The 25,470-nt window shown below is 67.1% G+C and carries 19 protein-coding genes and 1 pseudogene; 11 read left to right on the forward strand and 9 right to left on the reverse strand.

Annotated elements, in window-relative coordinates; translation table 11 throughout:
- Positions 1–37: 37 nt before the first annotated feature.
- The 8 genes from QM569_RS12445 to QM569_RS12480 form a co-directional block, all read right to left on the reverse strand.
- Entirely contained in the window at positions 38–1,870 is a 1,833-nt protein-coding gene (locus QM569_RS12445) for a tannase/feruloyl esterase family alpha/beta hydrolase (RefSeq protein WP_414987554.1), read from the reverse strand.
- A 36-nt stretch (positions 1,871–1,906) separates the two neighbouring features.
- On the reverse strand, positions 1,907–2,797 hold the full coding sequence (locus tag QM569_RS12450) for a sugar phosphate isomerase/epimerase family protein (protein WP_414987555.1): 891 nt from the start codon (positions 2,795–2,797) through the stop codon (positions 1,907–1,909).
- 1 nt (position 2,798) lies between these two features.
- Positions 2,799–3,674 carry a 4-hydroxyphenylpyruvate dioxygenase gene (locus tag QM569_RS12455; RefSeq protein WP_414987556.1) on the reverse strand — a complete coding sequence of 292 codons (876 nt, stop codon included), beginning with the start codon at positions 3,672–3,674 and terminating at the stop codon, positions 2,799–2,801.
- A gap of 23 nt (positions 3,675–3,697) precedes the next feature.
- Positions 3,698–4,522 carry a shikimate dehydrogenase family protein gene (locus QM569_RS12460; RefSeq protein WP_414987572.1) on the reverse strand — a complete coding sequence of 275 codons (825 nt, stop codon included), beginning with the start codon at positions 4,520–4,522 and terminating at the stop codon, positions 3,698–3,700.
- Positions 4,523–4,557: 35 nt separating this feature from the next.
- Positions 4,558–5,562, reverse strand: a complete 1,005-nt coding sequence (locus tag QM569_RS12465) for a TRAP transporter substrate-binding protein (protein WP_414987557.1) — start codon at positions 5,560–5,562, stop codon at positions 4,558–4,560.
- Positions 5,563–5,606: 44 nt separating this feature from the next.
- The gene (locus QM569_RS12470; protein WP_414987558.1) at positions 5,607–6,884 is read right to left on the reverse strand and encodes a TRAP transporter large permease subunit; all 1,278 of its coding nucleotides are present in this window, start codon (positions 6,882–6,884) and stop codon (positions 5,607–5,609) included.
- A 25-nt stretch (positions 6,885–6,909) separates the two neighbouring features.
- Positions 6,910–7,449: a TRAP transporter small permease gene (locus tag QM569_RS12475; protein ID WP_414987559.1), complete on the reverse strand. Its 540-nt coding sequence runs from the start codon at positions 7,447–7,449 to the stop codon at positions 6,910–6,912.
- A 93-nt stretch (positions 7,450–7,542) separates the two neighbouring features.
- Positions 7,543–8,235 (reverse strand): TetR/AcrR family transcriptional regulator, encoded by a 693-nt coding sequence (locus QM569_RS12480; protein WP_414987560.1) that lies wholly within the window; start codon positions 8,233–8,235, stop codon positions 7,543–7,545.
- Between the two features lie 361 nt (positions 8,236–8,596).
- Here QM569_RS12480 and pyrF point away from each other — a divergent pair, with 361 nt between their 5' ends.
- From pyrF to QM569_RS12525, 9 genes and pseudogenes are all read left to right on the forward strand, one after another.
- A complete protein-coding gene (pyrF, locus tag QM569_RS12485; RefSeq protein WP_414987561.1) occupies positions 8,597–9,421 on the forward strand; it encodes an orotidine-5'-phosphate decarboxylase in 825 nt (274 codons plus the stop codon).
- Positions 9,422–9,486: 65 nt separating this feature from the next.
- Complete coding sequence (locus QM569_RS12490; protein WP_414987562.1) at positions 9,487–10,461, forward strand: succinylglutamate desuccinylase/aspartoacylase family protein; 975 nt, start codon at positions 9,487–9,489, stop codon at positions 10,459–10,461.
- 124 nt (positions 10,462–10,585) lie between these two features.
- Positions 10,586–12,148, forward strand: a complete 1,563-nt coding sequence (locus QM569_RS12495; protein ID WP_414987563.1) for a type I restriction-modification system subunit M — start codon at positions 10,586–10,588, stop codon at positions 12,146–12,148.
- Positions 12,145–13,296, forward strand: coding sequence for a restriction endonuclease subunit S (locus QM569_RS12500; protein ID WP_414987564.1), 1,152 nt, complete (start codon positions 12,145–12,147; stop codon positions 13,294–13,296). The genes QM569_RS12495 and QM569_RS12500 overlap by 4 nt, the downstream gene beginning before the upstream one ends.
- 18 nt (positions 13,297–13,314) lie before the next feature.
- Positions 13,315–14,952, forward strand: coding sequence for an ATP-binding protein (locus QM569_RS12505; RefSeq protein ID WP_414987565.1), 1,638 nt, complete (start codon positions 13,315–13,317; stop codon positions 14,950–14,952).
- A 408-nt stretch (positions 14,953–15,360) separates the two neighbouring features.
- Positions 15,361–15,672, forward strand: a complete 312-nt coding sequence (locus QM569_RS12510) for an XRE family transcriptional regulator (RefSeq protein ID WP_414987566.1) — start codon at positions 15,361–15,363, stop codon at positions 15,670–15,672.
- The gene (locus tag QM569_RS12515) at positions 15,669–16,922 is read left to right on the forward strand and encodes a HipA domain-containing protein (RefSeq protein ID WP_414987567.1); all 1,254 of its coding nucleotides are present in this window, start codon (positions 15,669–15,671) and stop codon (positions 16,920–16,922) included. The genes QM569_RS12510 and QM569_RS12515 overlap by 4 nt, the downstream gene beginning before the upstream one ends.
- Before the next feature lie 15 nt (positions 16,923–16,937).
- Positions 16,938–17,876, forward strand: a pseudogene (locus tag QM569_RS12520) (DUF4145 domain-containing protein); the annotation flags it as partial.
- Between the two features lie 172 nt (positions 17,877–18,048).
- Positions 18,049–20,409 carry a DEAD/DEAH box helicase family protein gene (locus QM569_RS12525; RefSeq protein ID WP_414987568.1) on the forward strand — a complete coding sequence of 787 codons (2,361 nt, stop codon included), beginning with the start codon at positions 18,049–18,051 and terminating at the stop codon, positions 20,407–20,409.
- Between the two features lie 42 nt (positions 20,410–20,451).
- On the opposite strand, the gene uvrA is transcribed toward QM569_RS12525, so the two are convergent.
- Positions 20,452–23,484 (reverse strand): excinuclease ABC subunit UvrA, encoded by a 3,033-nt coding sequence (gene uvrA, locus QM569_RS12530; protein ID WP_414987569.1) that lies wholly within the window; start codon positions 23,482–23,484, stop codon positions 20,452–20,454.
- A gap of 243 nt (positions 23,485–23,727) precedes the next feature.
- Here uvrA and QM569_RS12535 point away from each other — a divergent pair, with 243 nt between their 5' ends.
- Positions 23,728–24,897, forward strand: a complete 1,170-nt coding sequence (locus QM569_RS12535) for an MFS transporter (protein WP_414987570.1) — start codon at positions 23,728–23,730, stop codon at positions 24,895–24,897.
- A 123-nt stretch (positions 24,898–25,020) separates the two neighbouring features.
- A partial coding sequence (gene ssb, locus QM569_RS12540) for a single-stranded DNA-binding protein (RefSeq protein ID WP_414987571.1) occupies positions 25,021–25,470 on the forward strand: 450 nt, incomplete at its 3' end.

Consider the following 25,470-nt stretch of genomic DNA (forward strand, 5'->3'; position numbering starts at 1 on the left):
GTCGCGCATGCGTACCTGCGGGCCGGGGCTGGGCGGCTCAACGGCAGCTGTAGCTGGCCGCCTCGCGGGATGAGCCCGTGCCGTTCCACTTGATCTGCTTGGGGTACACGCAGACCGGGTAGCTGGTGCTGTTGTCGCGCGAGCGGATCACGATGTCGCCGGGCGCGCTGCCGCGTTCCACCCAGTCCACCAGGGCGCTGAACATCGTGTCCTGCTCGCGCGTCGGGGTCTGGTTGCTGTTGCCGGGCAGCTGGGGCATGGGCACGCTGTTGTTGACGTTGCCCACGGTCCAGGCGCGGCCCTGGGAGCTGTGCGCCATGCCGGGCATGTTGTACAGCCGCAGGAACTGCTGCACCTGGGCGTCGCCGCCGGCCAGGGCCTTGACCCGTTCGTAGTAATTCAGCGCGCCCTGGGGCGGGATCACGTCCTCGGCCAGGCCGTTCCACATGATCATCTTGCGGCCCAGGCTGGCGAACTTCAGGCTCGCGGCAGTGTCATCGGTCTGGTAGTCGCGCAGCAGCGGGTGTGCCAGGGCCTGTGCGAATGCCTGGCTGTAGCTCGCGTAGTCGAACGCCTGCCAGCGGTTGCGTTCGCTGGTGGATCCATTGCGGATCGGCAGGGCCGAGGCGCCACTGGCGTCGGCGGCGTAGCGCACATCGCGCAGGCCGATGGCCAGCATGTCGGCGCTGGCGCTCGTGATCTGGCCGCCCAGGCTGGCGCCTTTGGCCAGGCCCCACCAGAGCTGCTTGGCGCCCAACTTCTTGCCGCTGCGTCCGTCTGCGGTCTGTTGCGGGTCATAGCTGCCATCGGTCGTGGGGCCGTACCAGATCTTGTTCAGGGCCACGGCCTCGGCGGCGCTCAGGCAGTTGGCGGCGTCGGTGTTGGTGCCGGTGACGCCAGTGCCCGCGACACCAGTACACAGGGCCGCGGCATCGCGCAGCGGGTCGTAGGCGCAGGCATGCGGGTCGATCAGGAAACCGAGCTTCTCACGGTCGCAGCTGGCCACGGCGCGGGCCGTGGCCGCGTTGGCCTTGCGGGCAAAGGCCTCGGCACGGGCCTTGTCCAGCGCGTTGTAGCCCAGCTCTGCCTTCATCACGACCTGGGTGTAGAGCGCGGCCAGGCTGAAGCTGGGCGCGCTGACAGCGGACTGGGCGATCAGATAGCCGTCATAAAGCTCGGGGTGCTTCTGCGCCATCTGCAGGCCCTGGCGGCCGCCTTGTGAATGGCCGTCGTAGTAGCTGTAGCGCGGCGCCTTGCCGTAGTAGAGGTCCACCAGCGCGCGCGTCTTGAGCGCCTGCTGAAGGATGGAGCGGTAGCTCATGTCGTTCATGCTGGGTTCGTTGACCTGGCCGTTGGACAGGAAGGCGAAGGACGCATCCTGGTAGGCGGGCTGGCCCCCGTCGTGCGTGCCAGTTGCATAGCCCATGTTGGCGTTGACGATGGCGGGCACTTTGCTGCCGATCTTGTCCGGCTCGCGGTGGCCGCCGCCGACCCAGCCGCCCCCGCCGTAGTTGCGGATGCGCTCGTTCCAGCTGGCGTGCGCAGGCAGCCAGACCTCGATGCCGATGCCTTCGGTGTAGGAAGGCGCGCTGCGGTCCTTCTCCACCTCGGTGGAGCCCGGGCCGACCAGCAGCTTGACCAGGCACATGTCGAGCGCGGTCGTGACCGGCTGCGTGGAATCCACGGCCACGAGCTTGGTGCCCTTGGGGATGGCGCGCACCGCAATCACGCGGGTCTGCGCATCGGGCTTGAAGGCGGTCTTGATCCCGTCGTCGCAGGCCAGGGGCCGCGGCGCGGGGGCGAGGCCGGCGCAGCCGACCAGGAGGGCGGCCAGGGTCAGGCCGCCCAGGATCTTGGGCAGGGTTCTCATCTTGTCTCCTTGTTGTGGTCGAAAAACTGTCGGTCTTCAGCGCTTGGGCAACTTCAGCTGGCTGGGCAGGGGCACGGGGCGGCGCAGCACGTCGTCGGCCAGCCACAGCGCGCTGCGCCGCGCGCGGGCCGCCACCACGTCCAGCGGCAGTTGCTGGTAGTCGTCGTTGAAGACCTCGAAGCTGTAGTCGCCCCGGTAGCCGATGCGCTCCAGGCGCAGCACCAGGTCGGCCAGTTGCTCGCTGTGGACTCCCTCGCCGGGAAACACCCGGAAGGTGCGGGCCGTGGTCATGCGCTCCTCGAAGGTCGGCGTTTCGTTCCACATGAAGTCGGAAAGCTGCACGAGGAAGATGCGCCCGGGATCGATTTCGTCCAGCGCGTCCAGCGGCGTCTTGGCCGCGAAGATGTGGAACGAATCCAGCCCCAGGCCCAGGTTGGGGCAGTCGGCCCGGCACACCACGTCCCAACTGGTGGTGAATTCGTTGATAGTGCGCCCCCACGACAGGCCCTCGTAGGCCACGCGGATGCCCAGCGGAATGGCCAGCATGGCCAGCTTGCGCAGGTCCTGCGCAATGGCGTCCAGGTCTTGCGTGGCATGGCGCGAGGTGGAGGAGCATGCCAGCAGCACGCGGCTGCCGGTAGCGGCGCACATCTCCAGCATGGCCTTGGCAATATCGACCTTGTAGTGGTGCAGGTGCCCGGACAGGCCCTCGAAGTCGCGCAGCACCTGAAAGCCCGTGGGACGCATGCCGCTGGCGCGCACGGCGGCGGCGGCTGCCGCGACCCCGCCCGGATGGGTGGCCAGGTCGCGGGCGCTGAGCATCACCTGACTGAAACCCGCGCGCTGCATGGCCTCCAGCTTGGCCTCCAGCGGGCCTGCCAAGGTGATGGTGTCCATGCCGTAGCCGTCCAGCGGTCGCGCGGCCATGTCATGCATCCCGGTGTACGAGTTCAAACGCCACGGTGCCCAGGGCACTGCGCGTCAGCGCGCCACGGTCGCCGGGGTGGCGCGCGCCCAGTTCCACGAACTCCACCCCGCGCGCCTTGAGCGCCTGCACGGCAGCCCCCACGTCCGCCGCGCCCAGCCCGATGCGCTGCAGGCATTCGGGCGCGTCGTCGTGCTCCAGACCGGGGTCGGGCTCGACCAACTGCCAGAGGAAACTGCCGCAGGGGCTGCGCATGAGCTTGCCCTTGGGCAGGATGCCGAAGCGCTCCTCGTCAGGCAGCAGGCGAAAGTCGAACATCTGCTCGTAGTACGCGATCCAGTCGGCGGAGCGCTCGCAGCCGACGTACTGCACCACGCCGAAGTAGCCCATGCCCGCGATGGCCTCGGGGTGGGCATCGACGGTCGGGATGGGCGTGAAGTCGATGTCGTAGATGGAGAACTCCTGCCAGCGGTCCACGAAGTAGATGCGGCTGCTGCCTGGCCCGTGGATCGCGGGAATGTGCAGCTCCATCGCCTGCGCGTGGCTGGCCACCGGCCAGGCGCCCAACTCCAGGCAGCGCTGGTGGGCCTGGCGGGCATCCCGCACGCGCAGCGCCACGGCCGACAGTACCGGGCGGGCGTCCTCCGTGGCGGTGACGCGCGCGTCGTCAGGGCTGGCGTTGACCACGAGGTTCATGCCGCCCTGGCGGTAGAGCGTCACCTCCCGGGAACGGTGCCGCGCGACCGGGCGAAAGCCCATGCGCTCCAGAACCTGCCCGAGCGCCTGGGGAGCGCTGGTGGCGTATTCGATGAACTCGATGCCTTCTATGCCCAGGCGGTTGGGCGGGCTGGGAACGTCTTCGCGCTGAAGCGGATCCATGGGCGGTTCTCCAGGGAGTTGTTCTATGCCGCGAGCGCCCGCAGCCGCTCGGGCGTGGTGGGCGGCAGGCCGAAGTATTCGAGGTAGGCCGGAATCTGCTCGAACAGCATGTCCGACCCGACCTGGATACGGCAGCCACGGGCCTGCGCAGCCTGCAGAAAGGCCGTCATCTCCGCACGCATCACCACCTCGCCGACGAAGGTGCCGGGGGCCAGCCGATCCACGTCCAGGGGCAGCGGGTCGCCGTCGCGCATGCCCAGCGGTGTCGCGTTGATCACCATGTCCATGCCTTCGGGGTCACGGCCTGCGCAGTCCACGGCGAGTTGCGGGTAGTGCGTGCGCAGCCGCTGCGCGAGGCCGCGCGCCGATGCCTCGTTCACGTCGAACAGCTTGAGCTGCGCCACCCCGGCCCCTGCGAGCGATGCCGCAATGGCCGAACCCACGCCGCCCGCGCCCAGCACCAGGGCGCTGGCGCCCTCCAGCCGCACACCCTTGCGCCGCGCGCCGCGCACGAAGCCCTCGCCGTCGAACAGGTCGCCGTGCAGGCGACCGTCGCCCCCCCGGCGCACCGCGTTGCACGCGCCGGCAATGCGCACCGCCGTGCTGGCCTCGTCCAGCAGCGCCACAGTGCTGACCTTGTGCGGCATGGTGATGAGCGCACCCAGGATGTTGGTGAGCCGGAACACCGAGCGCAGCAAGTCCGGGTAGTCCGGCTCCTGGCACCCCATGGGCACGACCACCGCATCGACGCCCGCCTGCGCGAAGTAGGGGTTGTAGATCATCGGCGACTTGAACGCGAACGTCGGGTAGCCGATGTGGGCGATGAGCGAGGTCGTTCCCCGGATCATGGCGGCGGGCAGTGCGGCGACGGCGGTGTCCTGGCTCACTTGCGCAGCTTGTCCAGTTCGGCCTGCAGTTCCTTGACGGTCTCGGCAACAGGCTGACCGTGCTTTTCGATCACGGGCTTCATGCGCTCGCGCAGCTTGGCCGTTTCCGCCGCCGAGAACTCGGCGACCTGCATGCCGGCCTTGCGCAGTTCCTCCAGGCTGCCGCCCGCCTGATCGCGGGTGATCTGGCGCTGGAATTTGGCGGCCTCCACGGCGGCGTCCTGCAGCACCTTTTGCTCGGCGGCGCTCAGGCCGTCCCACACCTTCTTGCTGAAGATCAGCGACTGGGGGTTGTACTGGTGGTTGGTGAGGGTGAGGTACTTCTGCACCTCGGCGAACTTGTTGGCCTGGATCACGCTGACCGGGTTTTCCTGCCCGTCCACGGCCTTCTGCTCCAGCGCGGCGTACAGCTCCGGGAAGGCCAGGGGCGTGGGGTTGCCGCCCAGCGCCTTCACCCAGTCGAGGTTGATGGGGCTGGGGATCACGCGCAGCTTCAGGCCCGCGATGTCCTCCACCTTGGTCACCGGGCGGCGGCTGTTGGTCAGCTGGCGAAAGCCCAGCTCCCAGTACGCCAGGCCGACGATGCCCTTTTCCTGCAGCTTGGCGTGCAGCTTCTGGCCGAAGGGGCCATCGACGACGGCATCCGCCTCGCGCGCGTTGGCGAACATGAAGGGGAAGTCGTACACGACGAAGTCCTTGACCTGCGCCGCCAGGATGCCCGAGTTCAGCGCCACGATCTCGATGGTGCCGCCCTGCAGCGCGCTCACGTTGGCAGCGTCGCCGCCCAGCGTGCCGCCGGGGAACACGTTGACCTTGAGCTTGCCGCCCGAGCGCGCGGCCACGATCTCGGCGAACTTCTCGGCGCCCGTGGCCAGGGGGTGGCCCTTGGGGTTTTGCAGCGCGAACTTGAAGCTGCGCTCGCGGATGTCCTGCGCGGCGGCCAGGCCGAATGCGCTCACGGCCAGTGCGGCCACCAGGGTCTTGAGAAGCAGGCGTTTCATGGTTTGTCTCCTTGGGTTGAAAAAAGAAGGGGCCTCGGATGGGGTCAATAGAACCAGCGCGCGGGCACCATGACCAGCTGCGGGAACGCCACCATCAGGAACATGATGGCGAACTGCGCCACCATGAAGGGAACGACGCCGCGCGTGACCTCGTCCATGCGCACCTTGCCCACGCCCGCCACCGTGTTGAGCACGGTGCCCACGGGCGGCGTGATCAGGCCGATGGCGTTGTTGATGATGAACAGCACGCCGAAATAAACAGGGTCGATGCCCGCCGCCTTGACCACCGGCATCAGCACAGGGGTGAGCAGCAGGATGGTGGGCGTCATGTCCAGCGCCGTGCCCACCACCATCACCAGCACCATGATGGCCAGCATCAGCAGGCGCGGGCTGTCCAGCAGCGGCTGCAGCAGCGCCACCACCTGGCCAGGGAGCTGGGCCACCGTGATGAGCCAGGCAGACACCATGGCTGCCGCCACCAGAAACATCACGACGGCGCTGGTCTTGCCCGCGCTGATGAACAGCCGACGCAGGTCGCCCCAGCCGATCTCGCGGTACACGAACAAGGACACCAGCAGCGCATACATCGCCGCCACCACGGCCGCCTCGGTCGGGGTGAAGATGCCGAACTTCAGGCCGAACACCACGATCACCGGCAGCCCCAGCGCCCAGGCGGACTGGCGCAGGGCCTGCATCACCTCCGCGCGGCTCTTGCGCGGCGGCGGCTTGACCTGCTCGCGGCGCGCCACCCACCACCAGGTGGCCCACAGGGACACCGCCAGCAGCAGGCCCGGCGCGATGCCCGCCAGGAACAGCTTGGAGATGGACACGTTGGCCGCCACACCGAAGATCACGAAGCCGATGCTGGGCGGAAGCACCGGCGCGATGATGCTGGCCGAGGCGATCAGCCCCGCCGAGCGCGCCTTGTCGTGCCCCGCCGCCACCATCATGGGCAGCAGCAAGGCCCCCAGGGCGGCGGCGTCCGCCACCGCCGAGCCCGAAAGCGCCGCCATGATGACCGCCGCCACGATGGCCACGTAGCCCAGCCCGCCCTGGATGTGCCCCACCAGCGCCATCGCCAGCTGCACGATGCGGCGCGACAGGCCGCCCGCGTTCATCAGCTCGCCCGCGAGCATGAAGAACGGCACCGCCAGCAGCGGAAAGCTGTCCGCGCCGTTGATGACGTTCTGCGCCAGGATCTGCGCGTCGAACATGTCCAGGTGCCACATCAGCGCCACGCCGCAGATCAGCAGCGAGAACGCGATGGGAATGCCCAGCGCCATGGCGCCCAGCAGCGAGCCGAGGAAGATGGTCAGTGTCATGGGGTGTCGCCTTTCGGTGCCGGACTCAGCGCGCGCCCGGCTCCTGGCCGGGATGGGGTTGCTCTTCGCTCTCGCGGAACATCTGCAGCTCGTCCTCGCGCAGCTCGCCGCGCAGCAGCCGCAGCAGGTCCAGCGCCAGAATCACACCGCCCAGCACGGCGAAGACCATGCCGCTGGCGTAGAAGAACGCAACCGGCACCTCCATCACGGCGCTGGCCGTGCCCCAGTTGATGCGCGTCTGCTCCAGCGAGCCGCTGAACACCAGCCAGCACACGGCCAGCATGGCGGCATACGACAGCCCCAGGCAGAACTTGCGCCCCGCAGGCCCCAGGCGACCCACCAGCATGTCCGTGCCCAGGTGGGCGCGCTCGTGCAGGGCCACGGCGGCACCCAGGAAGGTCAGCCACACGAACAGCCAGCGCGACAGTTCCTCCGACAGGCTGATGCCGGAGTTGAATGCGTAGCGCAGCACCACGTTGCCGAACACCAGCACGACCATCAAGGCCAGCATGGCGGCAATGGCCTGGTCCACCAGCCAGCAGATTCGCGAAATGATTGAGGTCATGGGTTGCCTTGTCTCCAAACCATAATGTACGAACTGGTTAGTTTCTCGACATGCGGGTTTCCCCCGGGTTTGCTTGCGCGCTGGCGCTAACAGTTATGCCGGGTTGGAATGGCGCACGAAGCGCAGCACCATGTCCACCACGCTCTGGCGGCGCACGGCGCGCTGGGTTGGGGACAGGGTGTCCCGCTTGAAGATGAGGTCGAACGTGTGCCGGTTGGACACGTTGAAGAAGCTCAGCGCCGAGATGGACGCATGCAGGTCGATGGCGTCCAGCCCCGGGCGGAAGACGCCCTGGGCCACGCCCCGGTCGTACAACTGCTGGATGGACTCGATCGCGGGCACGTTCAGGTCCTGGATCATCTTGCTGCGCGCGAGGAACTGGCCCCGCTGCACGTTCTCGGTCATGACCAGGCGGATGAAGTCCTCGTTGTCCAGGTGGTGGTCGAAGGTAAAGCCCACCAGCGCAGCCAGCGCGGCCTCGGGCGCCAGGTCTTCCAGGTGCAGCTGCGACTCGATGGCGCGCATGCGCCGGTAGGCATCCTCCAGCACGGCCAGGTACAAGCCCTCTTTGCTACCAAAATAGTAGTAAATCATGCGCTTGCTGGTGTGCGTGGAGTCCGCGATGGCGTCGATGCGCGCGCCGTCGAACCCCTTGGCGGCAAACTCCGCCGTCGCCACCTCCAGGATGCCCGCCATGGTGCGCTCCGGGTCGTTGGTGCGCGTCGCGGCGCGCTTGGACGCCGGCGCGGCTGCACGAGGGGGCCGTGAATGTACCGTTCGGTTCATTTACAAAGTATAGGGCGGCAGCGCGCGCAAGGCCGCCAGGCACCGCCGCCATTCAGGCCATCCTGCACGCCGACGCGGGCGGCGGCTCCAAGGCTGCCCATGCCCTCCACAGCATTTGCATTGCCTCATTTGCTTCCAAATCAATAGCTGCTTGCACTCTCTGGATAAGGGCTAGAGGCCGATTTGGCGTGTAGTCACCCACGCCAGTGCGACAAACCCTGCCTGGGCTGGGGCCGTGGGCACGGTCTGGAGCAGGAAGGGCCAGCTCCGCGGTCGTCGCAACAGCGGCCCCCGCAGCTTGCCCTGAAAACCGTGGTGCCTGCCCCAGGGCCACGCTGACAAGCCGTCCTAGAATCCCCCCATGACCTTCACCGAAATGCTGCGCCATGCCACGGCGCAGAACCATTCCCTGCTGTGCGTGGGCCTGGACCCGGAGCCCGCGCGGTTTCCCGCGGGCATGCAGGGTGACGCGCACCGGATCTACGACTTCTGCGCCGCCATCGTGGACGCCACCGCCGACCTGGTGTGCGCGTTCAAGCCGCAGATCGCGTACTTCGCCGCCCACGGCGCCGAGGACCAGCTGGAGCGCCTGATGCAGCACCTGCGCGCCAACGCCCCGCACGTGCCGGTGATCCTGGACGCCAAGCGCGGCGACATCGGCTCCACGGCCGAGCAGTACGCCAAAGAGGCTTTCGAGCGCTATGGCGCGGACGCGGTCACGCTCTCGCCCTTCATGGGCTTCGACTCGGTGCAGCCCTACCTGGCCTACCCCGGCAAGGGCGCCTTTCTGCTATGCCGCACGTCCAACCCGGGCGGCGACGACCTGCAGAACCAGCGGCTGGCCAGCATCGACGGCCAGCCGCTGCTGTACGAGCACGTGGCCCGCCTGGCGCAAGGCCCGTGGAACAAGAACGGCCAGCTCGGCCTGGTGGTGGGCGCCACCTACCCGCAGGAGATCGAGCGCGTGCGCGCCATTGCGCCCACGCTGCCGCTCCTGATCCCCGGCGTGGGCGCGCAGGGCGGCGACGCCGTGGCCACCGTGCGCGCGGGGCTGCGCGAGGGCGGGACCATCATCGTGAACTCCTCGCGCGCCATCCTGTATGCGTCCAAGGGCGAGGACTTTGCCGCCGCCGCCCGCGCCGCCGCGCTGGCCACCCGCGATGCGCTGAACGCGGCGCGGCCCTGAGCCACTCAAGAACGTGGCCATCGGCACCCGGCCGGCACCCAGGCAAACCACGAGAAAGCCGTCGAATGAACACCCTGCGCTTTGACCTGCCCGCCCCCGACATCCGCCCCTGGCGCGCGGGCAACACCGGCACCGAGGGCGTGTGGCGCTTCGAATCCGGCCAGCCCGGGCGCAGCGTGATGATCACGGCCCTGGTACACGGCAACGAGCTGTGCGGCGCCTGGGCGCTCCAGGGCTTGCTGGAGGCGGACCTACGGCCCCAGCGCGGCGCGCTGACGCTGGCGTTCTGCAACCTCGACGCCTTCGACCGCTTCGACCCCGCCGACCACGACGCCTCGCGCTTCACCGACGAGGACCTGAACCGCCAGTGGACCGACGCGCGCATCGACGCCGCCGATGCCGCCCGCTCCCGCGAGCGCCGCCGCGCCCAGGCGCTGCGCCCCTTCGTGGCCCAGGCCGACTGGCTGCTGGACATCCACTCCATGCACGAGCCCGGCGCGCCGCTGCTGCTCACCGGCATGCAGCCGCGCAACCTGGAGCTGGCGCGCGCCCTGCGCTCGCCCGAGCACGTGGTGGTGGACGCGGGCCACAAGGACGGCGTGCGCATGCGCGACTACGGCCGCTTTGGCGAGCTGGCCGACAACGGCACGCGCTCGCTGCTGGTGGAATGCGGCTTCCACGGCGACCCGGCCAGCCGCGCCGTGGCGCAGGACCAGTGCGTGCGCTTTCTAGAACAGTCCGGCACCGTGGACGCCGCCACGCTGGCCGCGCAACTGCCCGGCTGGCGCCTGCCCGACGCGCCGCGCCAGTGGGCGCTGGAAGTGACCGGCCCCGTGGTCGCCACCAGCAGCGCCTTCCGCTTCGCGGAGCCCTACACCGGGCTGGAAGTGATCGAAAAAGCCGGTACGGTCATCGGCTGGAATGGCGACGGCGTGCCCGTGACCACGCCCTACGACGACTGCGTGCTCGTCATGCCCTCCGTGCGGCAGGCGCGCGCGGGCGTCACGGTGGTGCGCTTTGCGCGGCGCAGGGTGCTCTGAAGGCTTCAATACTCCTATTTTTGTAGCTACTTGTGCATGCCAGATAAGCGCTAAAGGCCAAAAACACCTCAAAAAACGCCCCGACCCGTGGCAGACTCACGGCTTTCCATCCAAGCCCTGCCCCATGCTCACCGGTGAATTGAGAAACAAGGTCGATCAAGTCTGGAACGCCTTCTGGTCCGGCGGCATCGCCAACCCGCTCGAAGTCATCGAGCAGATCACCTACCTGCTCTTCCTGCGCGCGCTCGACAGCGACCAGACCCGCGAAGACAACAAGGCCCAGCGCCTCAAGACCCGGGCCGTGCGGCTCTTCCCCGAAGGCCTGGACGCCAAGGGCCGCCCGTTCGACGACCTGCGCTGGTCGCGCTTCAAGCACATGGCGCCCGCCGACATGCACACCGTGCTGGGCGAACACGTCTTCCCCTTCCTGCGCGGCCTGCACGCATCCGGCGGCCCGGCGGCGGAAACTGCCTTCGCGCACCACATGCGCGACGCGCGCTTCACCATCCCCACGCCCGCGCTGCTCGCCAAGGTCGTCGACCTGCTCGACACCATCCCGCTCGACGAGCGCGACACCAAGGGCGACCTGTACGAATACATGCTCGGCAAGATCGCCGCCGCCGGGCAGAACGGCCAGTTCCGCACCCCGCGCCACATCATCGAGCTGATGGTCGCCCTGACCGCCCCCGTGCCGCAAGACACCATCTGCGACCCCGCCAGCGGCACCTGCGGCTTCCTCGTCGCCGCAGGCGAATACCTGCGCCGCACCTACCCCGACATGCTGCGCGTGCCTGCGCAAAACAGGCACTTCCACCACGGCATGTTCCACGGCTACGACTTCGACAACACCATGCTGCGCATCGGCAGCATGAACATGGTGCTGCACGGCGTGGAACACCCGGCTATTCGATACCGCGACTCCCTCGCCCAAGGCGCGGCGGGCGATGCCGACGCCTACAGCCTCATCCTCGCCAATCCGCCCTTCGCGGGCAGCCTGGACTACGAGAACACCGCCAAGGACTTGCAGCAGACCGTCAAGACCAAGAAGACCGAACTGCTCTTCCTCGCCCTGTTCCTGCGCCTGTTGAAAACCGGCGGCCGCGCCGCCGTCATCGTGCCCGACGGCGTGCTGTTCGGCAGCAGCAAGGCCCACAAGGAACTGCGCCGCAAGCTGGTGGAAGAGCAAAAACTCGACGCCGTCATCAGCCTGCCCGGCGGCGTCTTCAAGCCCTACGCGGGCGTCAGCACCGCCATCCTGCTCTTCACTAAAACCATGAGCGGCGGCACCGACAGCGTGTGGTTCTACGACATGCAGGCCGACGGCTGGAGCCTGGACGACAAGCGCCAGCCCCTGCTGGATACAAGCCTTTTGGGCCTTCAGCGCTTTGTGGACGGGCGCAACCAGCTATCAGAAACAGAGCACACCAAAAACAACCTGCCCGACGTGCTGGCGCGCTGGCACGAACGCGACGGCAGCGAACGCGACCGCCCCCGCACCGCCCAGAGCTTTTGCGTACCCAAGGCCGACATCGAGGCCAATGGGTACGACCTGAGCATCAATCGGTACAAGGAAGTGGTGCATGCGCAGGTGCAGCACCGGGTGCCGGGGGAGATATTGGAGGAACTGCGGGCGCTGGAGGGGGAGATTGCGCGGGGGATGGGGGTGTTGGAGGGGATGTTGAAGTGAGTGGCTCGCTGACTAATCTGAACGACTACGTTGAAGTAGTGATGGGGCAAGCCCCTCCTGGCGATAAGTGCAACAAAAACGGCGAGGGCACCGTTTTTGTAAAAGCTGGTGAATTTCAAGAAAGAACACCCATTGCCAGAGAATGGACAACCAAGCCTTTGAAAATGGCGCAGCCAGACGATAGCTTGGTATGCGTAGTAGGTGCGACGGCAGGAAAAGTGAATATTTCCTCTTTCAATTGTGCGATTGGTCGATCAGTTGCTGCCGTTAGACCTAAGCACAACAAGATTGACCCGATTTTTCTTTATCAATTTCTCCAGACACAGGTTGAACAACTGAGGGATCGATCACAAGGCGCAGCACAAGGTGTGATTACCAGGGAAATGCTGCTCGGCCTGAACCTTGCTGTTCCACCGCTCCCAGAACAACGCCGCATCGCCGCCCTCCTCGACCAAGCCGAAACCCTCCGAACCCAACGCCGCACCGCCCTGGCCCTGCTCGACAGCCTCACCCAGTCCCTCTTTCTCGATATGTTTGGGGATCCAGCCAAGAATCCGTATGGCTGGGTCATAGGCAAGATCGGAGACATGTTGGAATCAGCGTCTTATGGCACCAGTGAGAAATCAGGCCCCGACGGCGAATTCCCTGTTCTACGGATGAACAACATTACCCGTACCGGCGAATTGGATCTGGAAGACCTTAAATACATGGACTTACTTGGCAAAGATCATGAGAGGTATCTGGTAAAGGCTGGCGACGTACTTTTTAACCGCACCAATAGCGCCGAACTGGTTGGTAAAACGGCCATCGTGCCTCAATCAGCCCCCTCACTTGCCTACGCCGGTTACCTCGTGCGCCTGCGCGTAAACGACGCGAACCATCCGATGTACCTGGCCCGATTTCTAAACACCTCATACGCCAAGCGTATGTTGCGGGGTATGTGCAAAAGCATCGTAGGTATGGCAAACATCAACGCCAAAGAAATCCAGGCGATGCGAATTGCACTTCCGCCCCTCCCCCTCCAACAAACCTTCGCCACCCGCATCCAGTCCATCGAAGCCCTCAAAGCCACCCACCGCCGCGCCCTGGCCGCGCTCGATGAACTGTTCGCCTCGCTGCAACAGCGGGCCTTCGCGGGCCTGCTCTGACCCTGCACACTGTTGCCCATGCCCACCTCTGCCGCTCAACTCCAGCAATGGCTGCTTGAACCCGAAGGCCAGCGCCTGGAGTTCAAGGAAGCCAAGCAGCGCTACGACTTCGAGAAGCTGCTCAAGTACTGCGTGGCGCTGGCGAACGAGGGCGGCGGCACCATCGTGCTGGGCGTGACGGACAAGCGCCCCCGGCACATCGTGGGCACGCAGGCGTTTGAAGACCCTGGCCGCACCGAGGCGGGGCTGCACCAGCGGCTGGGGCACCGCATTCCGGTGGAGGAGTTGCGCCTGCCCGAAGGGCGCGTGCTGGTGGTGCATGTGCCGCCGCGCCTGCCGGGCACGGCCTGGAATGTGGATGGCCGCTACTTCAAGCGTGCGGGCGACGACCTGGCCCCGTTGAGCGACCAGGAACTGCGCGCCATGTTTGCCGAGGCCGGGCCGGACTTCTCAGCCCAGCCTTGCCCCGGCGCCACGTTGGCCGACCTGGAGCCCGACTCCATCGCCCTGTTCCGCGAGCGCTGGGCCAAAAAGAGCGGCGACCCGCGCAAGCGTGAACTGAACGACCTACAAACCCTGCGCGATGCCGAGCTGCTGGTGGAAGGTGATCAGGTGAGCTATGCGGCGCTGATTCTGTTTGCCACCCGCGCGGGGCTGACGCGGTGGCTGGCGCAGGCCGAGCTGGTGTTCGAGTACCGCTCTTCCGAAGCCGCGGGCCCAGCCGCCGACCGCGAGGAATACCGCGCGGGCTTCTTCGCCTGGCAGGACGCGCTGTGGAAGAAGATCAACCTGCGCAACGACCGGCAGAGCTACCAGGACGATTTCTTCCGCATGGATTTGCCCACGTTCGACGAGGTGCCCGTGCGCGAGGCCATCCTGAACGCGGTGGCCCACCGCGACTACCGGCTGGGCGGCTCCATCTTCGTGCGGCAGTTCGCCAAGCGGCTGGAGGTGGTCAGCCCGGGCGGCCTGCCGCCGGGCATCACGCCAGAAAACATCATCGACCAGCAGAACCCGCGCAACCGCCGCCTGGCGGAAGCGCTGGCGCGCTGCGGCCTGATTGAGCGGTCGGGCCAGGGGTTGAACCTGATGATGGAAAGCGCCGTGCGCCAGGGCAAGCCCCTGCCCAGCTTTGCAGGCACCGCCGCGCACGAGGTGCGGCTGACGCTGGAGGGCGGTGTGCGCAATCCGGCGTTCGTGCGGTTCATGGAACGGCTGGGAGAGGACACGCTGCGCAGTTTTTCGACGCTGGACTATTTGGCGCTGGAGCGGTTGGAGCAGGGACAGCCCCTGCCCGCCGCACTCAAGGAACGCCTGCCGGGCCTGGTGGCCGCAGGCGCCGCCGAGGCCATAGGGCGTGGCAAGGGCACGCGCTACATCCTCTCCGAAGCGCTGTATGCCTCTTTGGGGGCCAAGGGCACGTACACCCGCCAACGAGGGCTGGATCGGGAAACCAACAAGACGCTGCTGCTCACGCACCTGACCAAACAGGGAGACCAGGGCGCGCCGCTGGCCGAACTGCGGCAAGTGTTGCCCGCACTGCCTGAAAGCGCGGTGCGAGACTTGTTGCGGGAGTTGCGGGACGAGGGCAGGCTGATGCTGAGGGGTCAACGCCGGTGGGCGCGCTGGTTCATCGCTATGCCTGACCCCCTTTAGCAATGCTTAGCAATTCATATAGAAATCAAAAAGTACTTACAAAACAATGACTTATAAAGATTTCTCTAAAGCATCCACTGCGCCTTTCAATCTTTAGAGTGTCTCTGTACGCAACGTACCCAATGAATGGAACTGCATTCGACAAACTGTTTTCGCTTCGTCGAAACGATTGCGAATTTTCTGAGCCATGCCACGAAGACTGATTGCCTGATCAAAATTTGTTCCCAAAAGATCAAATTCTTCGCTGACAGGAACGTTCGGATAAAATTTGCTCCTGCAAGATCACCTTTCTCGACTGGATCATCACAAGACATCTAGCGAGAGATGTCAAAAATTTTGTTCTCAAGAGATCAATTTTCTAGACTTCTTTATCTAAAGCAAAGAAAATGCTCCTAAGAGAACATTTTTATGGATATCACTGCTGAGTCACTTCCTGCTCTGGCTGAACAGCTGATGGCCGAGCGCAAGCGCCAGAAGCTCTCGCGTTCGCAGGCGGCAGCGGTGTGCAATGTCAGCGCTTCCTTCATCCGCGATGCCGAAAGCACGCCCGAGCGCTGTTCGCTGGGCAAGCTGCTGCTGCTGGTGCAGGGGCTGGGCCTGTCGATGGAGGTGAACGGCTGGTCCACCGTGGTACAGGCGCAAGGTGCGTCGCCTCTGGAACTGGGCACGCCCTCTCTGGCGCCGGGTACGCCGCCCGAGGACGAGGACACGGCCCCATGATCCGCCTGCGCGTCTGGGCCAATGCCCGCCCGATGGGCTGGTTCGGACATGCGGCGGCGGAATTCTTCTTCGCGTACGACGAGCAGTGGCTGACCCAGCCCGGCGCCTACGTGCTGGCGCCGCAGTTCGCGCTGGCGCCCACGCGCTACACCGGCGCAGTGGTGCGCAATTTCTTCGAGAACCTGCTGCCCGAGGGCGAGGTGCTGGAGGACGTGATGGCCGCCCTGCAGCTGCGCGGCGCCTCTCAGTTCGATCTGCTGGGCCACCTGGGGCGCGAATTGCCGGGCGTGATCTCGCTGCTGCCCGAAGGCACGCAGCCCGAGCTGCAGCAGCAGTACCAGCCCCTGCCTTACGCGGCATTGAGCCTGCGCTTGGCCGACAGGCGTGCCGTGCCGCTGCTGGTGTCCAACACGCAAGCCACCATGTCGCTGGCCGGGGCGCAGGACAAGGTGGGCCTGCGCCTGGACGGCAAGACGCTGCAACTGTTCGACAGCGTGGGCGCTTCGCCCACCACCCACATCCTCAAGCCCGACACGCGCCAGCCGCGTTATGCGCCCAGTGCCATCAACGAATACGCCTGCATGCTGCTGGCGCGGGCGCTCAAGCTGCCGGTTCCCAAGGTGTGGCTGCTGCGCGTGCCCGAGGCGGCCTATGTGGTGGAACGCTACGACCGCGCAAGCACGGCGGGCAACATCGTCGGCCTGCACCAGATCGACGGCTGCCAGTTGCTGGGCCACGGCGCGGGGTGGAAGTACCAGCGCTCGGGCGGACTGGTGAGCATCCCCAAGCTGGTGCAGGCGTTGCGCGCCCTGCGCGTGACGGGGCGCGACCTGCTGGGCTTTCAACGCTGGGTGATGTTCAATTACCTGATCGGCAACGCCGATGCCCATGCCAAGAACCTGTCGGTGCTGATCGATGACCAGGGCTTTCGCCTGGCACCGTTCTATGACCTGCTGTGCGTGCGCGCCTATGGCGACGCCGGGCTGGCGCTGTTCCTGGGTGACGACGAGCATTTCGACGCCGTGGGCCGCCATTCGTGGGAAGCCCTGTGCGCCGACTGCGGTTTTGGCCTGCCCGACACGCTCAAGACATTCCGCGCCATGGCCACGGCCCTGCCCGCCGCCTGGGCCAAGGTGCGTGCGCAGGTGGAGAAGAAGGACCAGCCCACGCGAGAGGAGCGCCTGCTGCTCGACCGCATGGCGCAGGTGTTCAGCCAGCATTGCGGCAACGCGCTGTCCATGACGGGTTAGCACGAGAAAGTTCGCATGAGCCACACTCCCTCCAACTTCGACTTCCTCGCCCCCGACTGGCCCGCGCTGGTGGCCGAGGCCCGCCGCGCCGAAGCCGCCGCTCTGGCTGACCCGCGCACCGCCTGCTTCTACGCCCGGCGCACGCTGGAGCTGGCCGTGGCGTGGCTGTTCCAGGCCGAAGGGGGCCGGGGCGGCTGCTTGCGCATGCCCTACAAGGCGGATCTGTCGGCCTTTCTGTTCGAGCCGAGCTTTCAGCAACTGGTGGGCGGCACCGTCCACGCCAAGATGGACGTGATCCGCCGCCTGGGCAACCAGGCCGTACACAACGCCCGCCCGGTGCCGCAGCAGGACGCGCTGAACGCTCTGCGCGAGCTGTTCCACGTGGCCTTCTGGCTGGCGCAGCGCTATGCGCGCAAGGTGGGCGACCGGCCTGCGGCGGGCTTGCAGTTCCGCGCCGAGCTGCTGCCCCCGCCGCCTTCGGATGCCGTTGCGCAAGCCAGCCGCGCTGCCCAAGCCGCCGCGCAGGAGACCTTGCAAAAGCAGGCCGAAACCCTGGCCCAGAAAGATGCGCAATTGCGCGAGGCTGAAGCGCGCAATGCCGCGCTGGACGAGGAACTGGCCCGCTACCGCGCCGAGATCGCCGCCGCCAAGGCCGCCAATGCCGCCGCGCCCGCCCCCGATCACGATTACGACGAGGCCGCCACGCGCGACCTGTTCATCGACCTGCTGCTCAAGGAAGCGGGCTGGACACTCTCTAACGCGCGCGACCGCGAATACGAAGTACAGGGCATGCCCAACGGCGAGGGCAAGGGCTATGTGGACTACGTGCTGTGGGGCGACGACGGCAGGCCGCTGGCCATCGTCGAGGCGAAGCGCACACGCCGCAGTGCCAAGGAAGGCGAGCAGCAGGCCCGCCTGTATGCCGACTGCCTGGAGCAGCAGTTCGGCCGGCGCCCGGTGATGTACGGCACCAATGGCTACGCGCATTGGCTGTGGGACGACGCCACCAGCCCGCCGCGCGCGGTGCAGGGCTTTCACAAGAAGGACGAGCTGGAGCTGATGGTGCAGCGGCGCACCAGCCGCAAGCCGCAAGCCGCTGGACAGCCTGGCGATTGCGCCGGGCATCGTGGAGCGGCACTACCAGCAGCGCGCCATCCGCCGCATCGCCGAGACCTTCGAGCGCGACCAGCACCGCAAGGCGCTGGTGGTGATGGCGACCGGCGCGGGCAAGACGCGCACGGTGATCGCGCTGGTCGATCTGCTGATGCGCGCGGGCTGGTGCAAGCGCGTGCTGTTCCTGGCCGACCGCGTGGCGCTGGTGAACCAGGCCGTGAACGCCTTCAAGGCCCATCTGCCCGACGCCGCGCCGGTGAACCTGGTGACCGACCGCGCCACCGAGGGCCGTGTGTACGTCAGCACCTACCCGACGATGATGGGCCTCATCAACGAAGGCGCGGGCAGCGGGCAGCGCCGCTTCGGCGTGGGCCACTTCGACCTGATCGTGGTGGACGAGGCGCACCGCTCCATCTACCAGAAGTACCGCGCCATCTTCAGCTACTTCGACGCGCTGCTGGTGGGCCTGACGGCCACGCCCAAGGACGAGATCGACCGCAATACCTACAGCCTTTTCGGCCTGGAAAGCGGCGTGCCCACCGATGCCTACGGGCTGGACGACGCCATTGCCGAGCGCTACCTGGCGCCGCCCAAGGCCATTTCAGTGCCGCTGCGGTTCCAGCGCGAGGGCATCCGCTACGACGACCTGAGCGAAGACGAGAAAGACCAGTGGGACGCGCTGGAGTGGGACGACGAGGGCGGCGAAGCGCCCGACGCCGTGGGCGCCGAGGCGGTGAACCAATGGCTGTTCAACACCGACACGGTGGACAAGATGCTGGCCCTGCTGATGGCGCGCGGCCACAAGGTGGCGGGCGGCGACCGGCTGGGCAAGACCATCGTGTTCGCCAGGAACCAGCAGCACGCCGAGTTCATCGCCGAGCGGTTCAACGCCAACTACCCGCAGTACCGGGGCGAGTTCGCGCGCGTCATCACCTTCAGGACCGAATACGCGCAGTCGCTCATCGACGCCTTTGCACAGAAGAACAGCGCGCCGCACGTCGCCATCTCGGTGGACATGCTGGACACCGGCATCGACGTGCCCGAGGTGGTGAACCTGGTGTTCTTCAAGATCGTGCGCTCCAAGGCCAAGTTCTGGCAGATGGTGGGGCGCGGCACCCGCCTGTGCAAAGACCTGTACGGGCCTCAACAAGACAAGCAGGACTTCTTCATCTTCGACTTCTGCCAGAACCTGGAGTTTTTCAGCCAGGAGCTGGAAGGCAGCGAAGGCGCGCTGGCGCAGCCGCTGTCGCAGCGCCTGTTCAACGCGCGGCTGGAGCTGCTGGGCCTGCTGGATCAGCGGCTGAGAACGCAAGGCGTGGCCGAAGACACACCGCCGCCGCTGGCGCTGACCGAGGAAGCCATCCGCAACGACGTGGCCGACCTGCTGCACCGCACGGTGCAAGGCATGCCCATGGAGAACTTCGTGGTGCGCCCGCAGCGCCGCTGGGTGGAAGCCTGGGCGCAGGCCGACGCGTGGCAGGCCCCCACGGCGGAGCAACTGGCCGAGGTGTCGCAGCACCTCTCCGGCCTGCCCACCAGCGTGCGCGACGAGGACGAGGACGCCAAGCGCTTCGACGCGCTGATGCTGGGCACCCAGTTGGCCCTGCTGCGGCAGGAGCCCGCGCTGGCCCGTTTGCAGACGCGCGTGCAGCAACTGGCGAACGGCCTGCTGCACCTTGCCAACGTACCCAGCGTGCGCGAACACCTGCTGCTGATCGAAGCCATCGCGGGCGAAGAATGGTGGCAGGACGTGACCCTGCCCATGCTGGAGCAGGCGCGGCGCAAGCTGCGCGGCCTTATCAAGCTGATCGAGAAAACCGGCCGCAAGGTGGTCTATACCGACTTTGAAGACGCGCTGGGTGAATCCACCGAAGTCGATCTGCCCCTGGTCGCCAGCGCGGTGGACTTCGACCGCTTCCGCAGCAAGGCCAGGGTGTTCCTGCGCGCACACGAAGACCGGCTGGCCCTGCACAAGCTGCGCCGCAACCAGCCCCTGACTTCCACGGATTTGGCTGAACTGGAAACCCTGCTGCATGAAGCGGGCGGCAGCGACGGCGACATTGAGCGGGCACGCACCCTGCACACCAGCCTGCCGCTGTTCATCCGCTCCCTGGTCGGTCTGGATCGGGAAGCTGCCACGGCCGCCTTTGCCGGTCTGATCGCCGCAGGCACCGCCAGCGCCAGCCAGTTGCAGTTCATCGACGAGATCGTGCAGCACTTGACGGAGCACGGGGCCATGCCAGAAGCACGGCTGTATGAGTCACCCTTTACCGACATTCACACGCAAGGGCCGCATGGTGTTTTCGACGCGCAGCGGGTGGAGCAGCTTTTCTCTGCCCTGCACCAGTTCGACCTTCCGCGCGCAGCAGCTTGAAAAATGATAGCTGCCAGCGCTTGCTGGATAAGCGCTGGAGCCCTATTTGACCAGATATGGCGCAAGGTAGCGCCCCGTGTGGCTGGCCGGGTTGGCGGCCAGCGCTTCGGGCGTGCCCACGCCCACCACCGTGCCGCCGCCCGCGCCGCCCTCGGGCCCCATGTCGATGAGCCAGTCCGCCGTCTTGATCACGTCCAGGTTGTGCTCGATGACCACGATGGTGTTGCCCGCGTCGCGCAACTGGTGCAGTACTTTCAGCAGCAAATCGATGTCGGCAAAGTGCAGGCCGGTGGTGGGCTCGTCCAGGATGTAGAGCGTGCGGCCCGTGTCGCGCTTGGATAGCTCCTGCGCGAGTTTGACGCGCTGCGCCTCGCCGCCGGAGAGCGTGGTGGCAGCCTGGCCCAGGCGGATGTAGGAGAGGCCCACGTCGAGCAGGGTTTGCAGCTTGCGGGCAATCGTCGGCACGTCCTTGAAGAAGGCGTAAGCGTCTTCCACCGTCAGGTCCAGGATCTGCGCGATGTTCCTGCCCTTCCACTGCACTTCCAGCGTCTCGCGGTTGTAGCGCTGGCCGTGGCACACGTCGCAGGGCACATAGACATCGGGCAGAAAGTGCATCTCCACCTTCACCACGCCGTCGCCCTGGCAGGCTTCGCAGCGGCCCCCGGCCACGTTGAAGCTGAAACGCCCGGGGCCGTAGCCGCGCTCCTTGGCGGTGTTGACCTCGGCCATCAGCTCGCGGATGGGTGTGAACAGGCCCGTGTAGGTGGCGGGGTTGCTGCGCGGCGTGCGGCCTATGGGCGACTGATCGACGTTGATGACCTTGTCGAAGTATTCGATGCCCACGATCTCCTCGTGCGGTGCGGGTTCGTCGTGGGCGCGGTAGATCTGCCGCGCCACGGCGGCGTACAGCGTGTCGTTGACGAGCGTGCTCTTGCCCGAGCCGGAGACGCCCGTCACGCAGGTCAGCAGGCCCACGGGGAAGTCCACGCTCACGTTCTTGAGGTTGTTGCCCGTGGCCCCCACCACGCGCAGGGCCTGCACAGCGCCCTGGCGCGCGTGGTGCTCGGCCATGCGTTCGGCGCGGCGCAGGCTGGCCTCGGTCTGCGGAAAGCGCGACTTGGCGGGCTTGGGCGGCGGCGCGGGTTCCTGGTCCACCACGGGCAGCCATGGCGTGCGGCGCTTCGGGACGGGAATGCGCAACGCACCCGAAAGGTATTGGCCGGTCAGCGATTCAGGGTGGCTGCGCACCGCGTCATACGTGCCCTGCGCCATCACCCGCCCGCCGTGTACGCCCGCGCCCGGCCCCATGTCGATCACGTGGTCGGCGGCGCGCATCATGTCCTCGTCGTGCTCGACCACGATCACGCTGTTGCCGATGTCGCGCAGGTGTTGCAGCGTGGCGATCAGCCGGTCGTTGTCGCGCTGGTGCAGGCCGATGCTGGGCTCGTCCAGCACGTACATCACGCCCGTCAGGCCCGAACCGATCTGCGACGCAAGGCGGATGCGCTGCGCCTCGCCGCCGCTCAGGGTCTCGGCGCTGCGGTCCAGGCTCAAATAGTTCAGCCCCACGTCGTTCAGGAACTGCAGGCGCGTGGTGATCTCGCGCACCACCTTGCCCGCGATCTCGGCCTTGGCCCCCGTGAGCGCCAGCGCCTGGAACCAGCCGTGCGCGTCGGCCAGCGTGGCGTGGCTCACTTCATAGATGGCGCGGGCCTGTTCGCCCTCGCCCACCTTCACGTGGCGGGCCTCGCGGCGCAGGCGCGTGCCGTGGCATTCGGGGCAGGGCTGGCTGCTGCGAAAACGCGCCAAATCCTCGCGCACCACCACCGAATCCGTCTCGCGGTAGCGCCGCGCCATGTTGGGCAGGATGCCCTCGAAGGGGTGCTTCTTGGAATACACCTTGCCCTTGTTCGCGCCGCTGTCCAGGATGTAGCTGAAGGCGATCTCCTCGTCGCCCGAGCCGTGCAGCACGGCGTTCTGCACCTTGGCAGGCAGCGATTCAAACGGCGCCTCCACGTCAAAGCCGTAGTGCGCGGCCAGGCTCTCCAGCATCGCAAAGTAGTAGCCGTTGCGCCGGTCCCAGCCCTTGATCGCGCCGCTGGCGAGGCTGAGTGTGGGGAAGGCCACCACCCGCGCCGGGTCGAACACCTCGCGCTGGCCGATGCCGTCGCAGGCCGGGCACGCGCCCATGGGCGAGTTGAAGGAGAACAGGCGCGGCTCCAGCTCGGCCAGCGAATAGCTGCACACCGGGCAGGCGAACTTGCTGCTGAACAGGTGCTCCCGACCCGAGTCCATCTCCAGCGCCAGCACGCGGCCATGGCCCTCGTGGCCGCCTACGCGCAAAACGGCCTCGATGCTCTCGGCCAGGCGCTGCTGCATGCCGGGGCGCACCTTCAGGCGGTCGATCACCACGTCGATGTCGTGCTTCTCGGTCTTTTTGAGCGCGGGCAGGCTTTCGTATTCGTGAATCGCGCCATCGACACGAAAGCGCACGTAGCCCAGCGCCTGCATCTGCGTGAACAGCTCGGTGAACTCGCCCTTCTTCTGCCGCGCCACGGGGGCCAGCAGCATCAGGCGCGTGTCTTCGGGCAGGGCCAGCACGGCGTCCACCATCTGGCTGACGGTCTGCGCGGCCAGCGGCAGGCCGTGGTCGGGGCAGTGCGGCGTGCCCGCGCGGGCGTAGAGCAGGCGCAGGTAGTCGTGGATCTCCGTCACCGTGCCCACGGTGGAGCGCGGGTTGTGGCTGGTGGCCTTCTGCTCGATGCTGATGGCGGGCGACAGGCCCTCGATCAGATCGACATCGGGCTTGTCCAGCCGCCCCAAAAACTGCCGCGCATAGGCCGACAGGCTTTCCACATAGCGCCGCTGCCCCTCGGCATAGAGCGTGTCGAACGCCAGGCTGGACTTGCCCGAGCCCGACAGCCCCGTGATGACCACGAGCCGGTTGCGCGGAATGTCCAGGTCGATGTTCTTCAGGTTGTGCGTGCGCGCACCGCGGATGCTGATGCGCTGCTCGCGCAGGGCGTGGGCGAGGTAGGGGCCGTCGTCGGGGGCGGGAGAGGCGGTGTCGGGCATCGGCGGGCATGAAAAGGCGAACCTGCCATGATAGGCGAGCCCCCTTCCGGCTGCACAGCCATGTACTCCCAAAATCATAGCTGCATGTGCTTGCCACATAAGCGCTCAAGGCCAATTTGACCCTGATTTTTTGCAGCAACGCAAGGGGCCATCACCCGCATGGGCGAAAATCCACACTTCGCCCCGCAACCCGTCCATTTGCCCCGCCCGCGCTCCGTGCCTTCCCCTGCTGCCTCCACCACCATGACCCCGCTGGAGCGCCGCTCCAGCATCAGCCTGGCGCTGATCTTCGCGCTGCGCATGCTGGGCCTGTTCCTGGTGCTGCCCGTGTTCGCGCTCGAAGCGCGCAAGTACCCCGGCGGCGACGATCCGGCCCTGGTCGGGCTGGCCATGGGCATCTACGGGCTCACGCAGGCGGCGCTGCAACTGCCGCTGGGCATGGCGTCCGACCGCTTCGGGCGCAAGCGGGTGATCGTGCTGGGGCTGCTGGTGTTCGCGGCGGGCAGCCTGGTGGCGGCGCTGGCCGGTTCGGTGACGGGCCTGCTGATCGGCCGTGCGGTGCAGGGCGCGGGGGCGGTGTCCGCCGCCGTGACGGCGCTGCTGGCCGACCAGACGCGCGACGCGGTGCGCACCAAGGCCATGGCGCTGGTGGGCGCGAGCATCGGGCTGATGTTCGCCGTCGCCCTGGTGGCCGCGCCGCTGCTGGCCGCGCGCGTGGGCCTGCCGGGCCTGTTCGGCCTGACCGGCGCGCTCGCGCTGGCGGGCATCGCCGTGGTGCTGTGGTGGGTGCCGCCCGAACCCGCGCAGCACGCGGACGCGCCGCGCGGCCGCCTGGCCGACGTGTGGACGCACCCCGACCTGCTGCGCCTGAACCTGGGCGTGCTCGTGCTGCACACGGTGCAGATGGCGATGTGGGTGGCCGTGCCCGCCCTGCTGGTGCATGCCGGGCTGGACAAGGGCGCGCACTGGCAGGTCTATCTGCCCGCCGTGGTGCTGTCGTTCATCGCCATGGGCGCGCTGTTCGCCATGGAGCGGCGCGGGCGGCTGCGCGCGGCGCTGCTGGCGGCCATCGGCCTGGTGCTTTTGGTGCAGGCGGGCCTGGCGCTGCTGGCGGCCAGCGGGGCGGCGCCATCGCTGGCGGTGCTGGGGGCGCTGCTGTTCGTGTTCTTCTGCGGCTTCAACGCGCTGGAGGCCACGCAGCCCAGCCTGGTCTCGCGCATGGCGCCCGCGCACCTGCGCGGCGCGGCGCTGGGCAGCTACAACACGCTGCAGTCGCTGGGCCTGTTCGCGGGCGGCGCCCTGGGCGGCGCCCTGGCCAAATGGGCGGGTGCGCCGGGCCTGTTCGCCGCCACGGCGGCGCTGACGGCGGCGTGGCTGTTGTTGACGTGGCCGCTGCGGCCCATGGGGCGCTGAAAATAGCCCCCACGCTCCGCCGCTTCGCGGGTCGCTGCCCCCCGAGGGGGCCGCTTTTCAGCTTGGGGCGGCCCGGCGCCGAAAAATGCACAATCGACGTTTTTGGTACGAGGCAAGACAACCATGGCATCCGTGAACAAAGTCATCATCGTCGGCAACCTGGGCCGCGACCCTGAAATGCGCACCTTCCCCAGCGGCGACCAGGTGGCCAACGTGACGATCGCCACCACCGACCGCTGGCGCGACAAGCAGACGGGCGAGATGAAGGAAGCCACCGAGTGGCACCGCGTGGTCTTCAACGGCCGCCTGGCCGAGATCGCGGGCCAGTACCTGCGCAAGGGCTCGCAGGTCTATGTGGAAGGCTCGCTGCGCACACGCAAGTGGACCGACCAGAGCGGCGTGGAAAAGTACAGCACCGAGATCCGCGCCGACCAGATGCAGATGCTGGGCAGCCGCCAGGGCAGCGGCGGCGGCCAGGGCGGCGGCTACGACGATGGCGGCTATGGCGGCGGTGATGGCGGCGGCTACGAGGCCCCGCGCCGCGCCGCGCCGCCCGCCCGTCCGCCCGCGGCA

Origin of the sequence: Acidovorax sp., from assembly GCF_047607405.1 — a bacterium.
Lineage (GTDB): Bacteria > Pseudomonadota > Gammaproteobacteria > Burkholderiales > Burkholderiaceae_C > Acidovorax.

Coding starts and splice junctions, on each gene's coding strand:
- QM569_RS12510 (WP_414987566.1), top strand. CDS start 15,361: ATGGATATCACTGCTGAGTCACTTCCTGCTCTGGCTGAACAGCTGATG.
- QM569_RS12505 (WP_414987565.1), top strand. CDS start 13,315: ATGCCCACCTCTGCCGCTCAACTCCAGCAATGGCTGCTTGAACCCGAA.
- QM569_RS12495 (WP_414987563.1), top strand. CDS start 10,586: ATGCTCACCGGTGAATTGAGAAACAAGGTCGATCAAGTCTGGAACGCC.
- QM569_RS12445 (WP_414987554.1), bottom strand. CDS start 1,870: ATGAGAACCCTGCCCAAGATCCTGGGCGGCCTGACCCTGGCCGCCCTC.
- QM569_RS12535 (WP_414987570.1), top strand. CDS start 23,728: ATGACCCCGCTGGAGCGCCGCTCCAGCATCAGCCTGGCGCTGATCTTC.
- QM569_RS12450 (WP_414987555.1), bottom strand. CDS start 2,797: ATGGCCGCGCGACCGCTGGACGGCTACGGCATGGACACCATCACCTTG.
- QM569_RS12460 (WP_414987572.1), bottom strand. CDS start 4,522: ATGATCCGGGGAACGACCTCGCTCATCGCCCACATCGGCTACCCGACG.
- pyrF (WP_414987561.1), top strand. CDS start 8,597: ATGACCTTCACCGAAATGCTGCGCCATGCCACGGCGCAGAACCATTCC.
- QM569_RS12490 (WP_414987562.1), top strand. CDS start 9,487: ATGAACACCCTGCGCTTTGACCTGCCCGCCCCCGACATCCGCCCCTGG.
- uvrA (WP_414987569.1), bottom strand. CDS start 23,484: ATGCCCGACACCGCCTCTCCCGCCCCCGACGACGGCCCCTACCTCGCC.
- QM569_RS12465 (WP_414987557.1), bottom strand. CDS start 5,562: ATGAAACGCCTGCTTCTCAAGACCCTGGTGGCCGCACTGGCCGTGAGC.
- QM569_RS12455 (WP_414987556.1), bottom strand. CDS start 3,674: ATGGATCCGCTTCAGCGCGAAGACGTTCCCAGCCCGCCCAACCGCCTG.
- QM569_RS12515 (WP_414987567.1), top strand. CDS start 15,669: ATGATCCGCCTGCGCGTCTGGGCCAATGCCCGCCCGATGGGCTGGTTC.
- QM569_RS12475 (WP_414987559.1), bottom strand. CDS start 7,449: ATGACCTCAATCATTTCGCGAATCTGCTGGCTGGTGGACCAGGCCATT.
- QM569_RS12470 (WP_414987558.1), bottom strand. CDS start 6,884: ATGACACTGACCATCTTCCTCGGCTCGCTGCTGGGCGCCATGGCGCTG.
- QM569_RS12480 (WP_414987560.1), bottom strand. CDS start 8,235: ATGAACCGAACGGTACATTCACGGCCCCCTCGTGCAGCCGCGCCGGCG.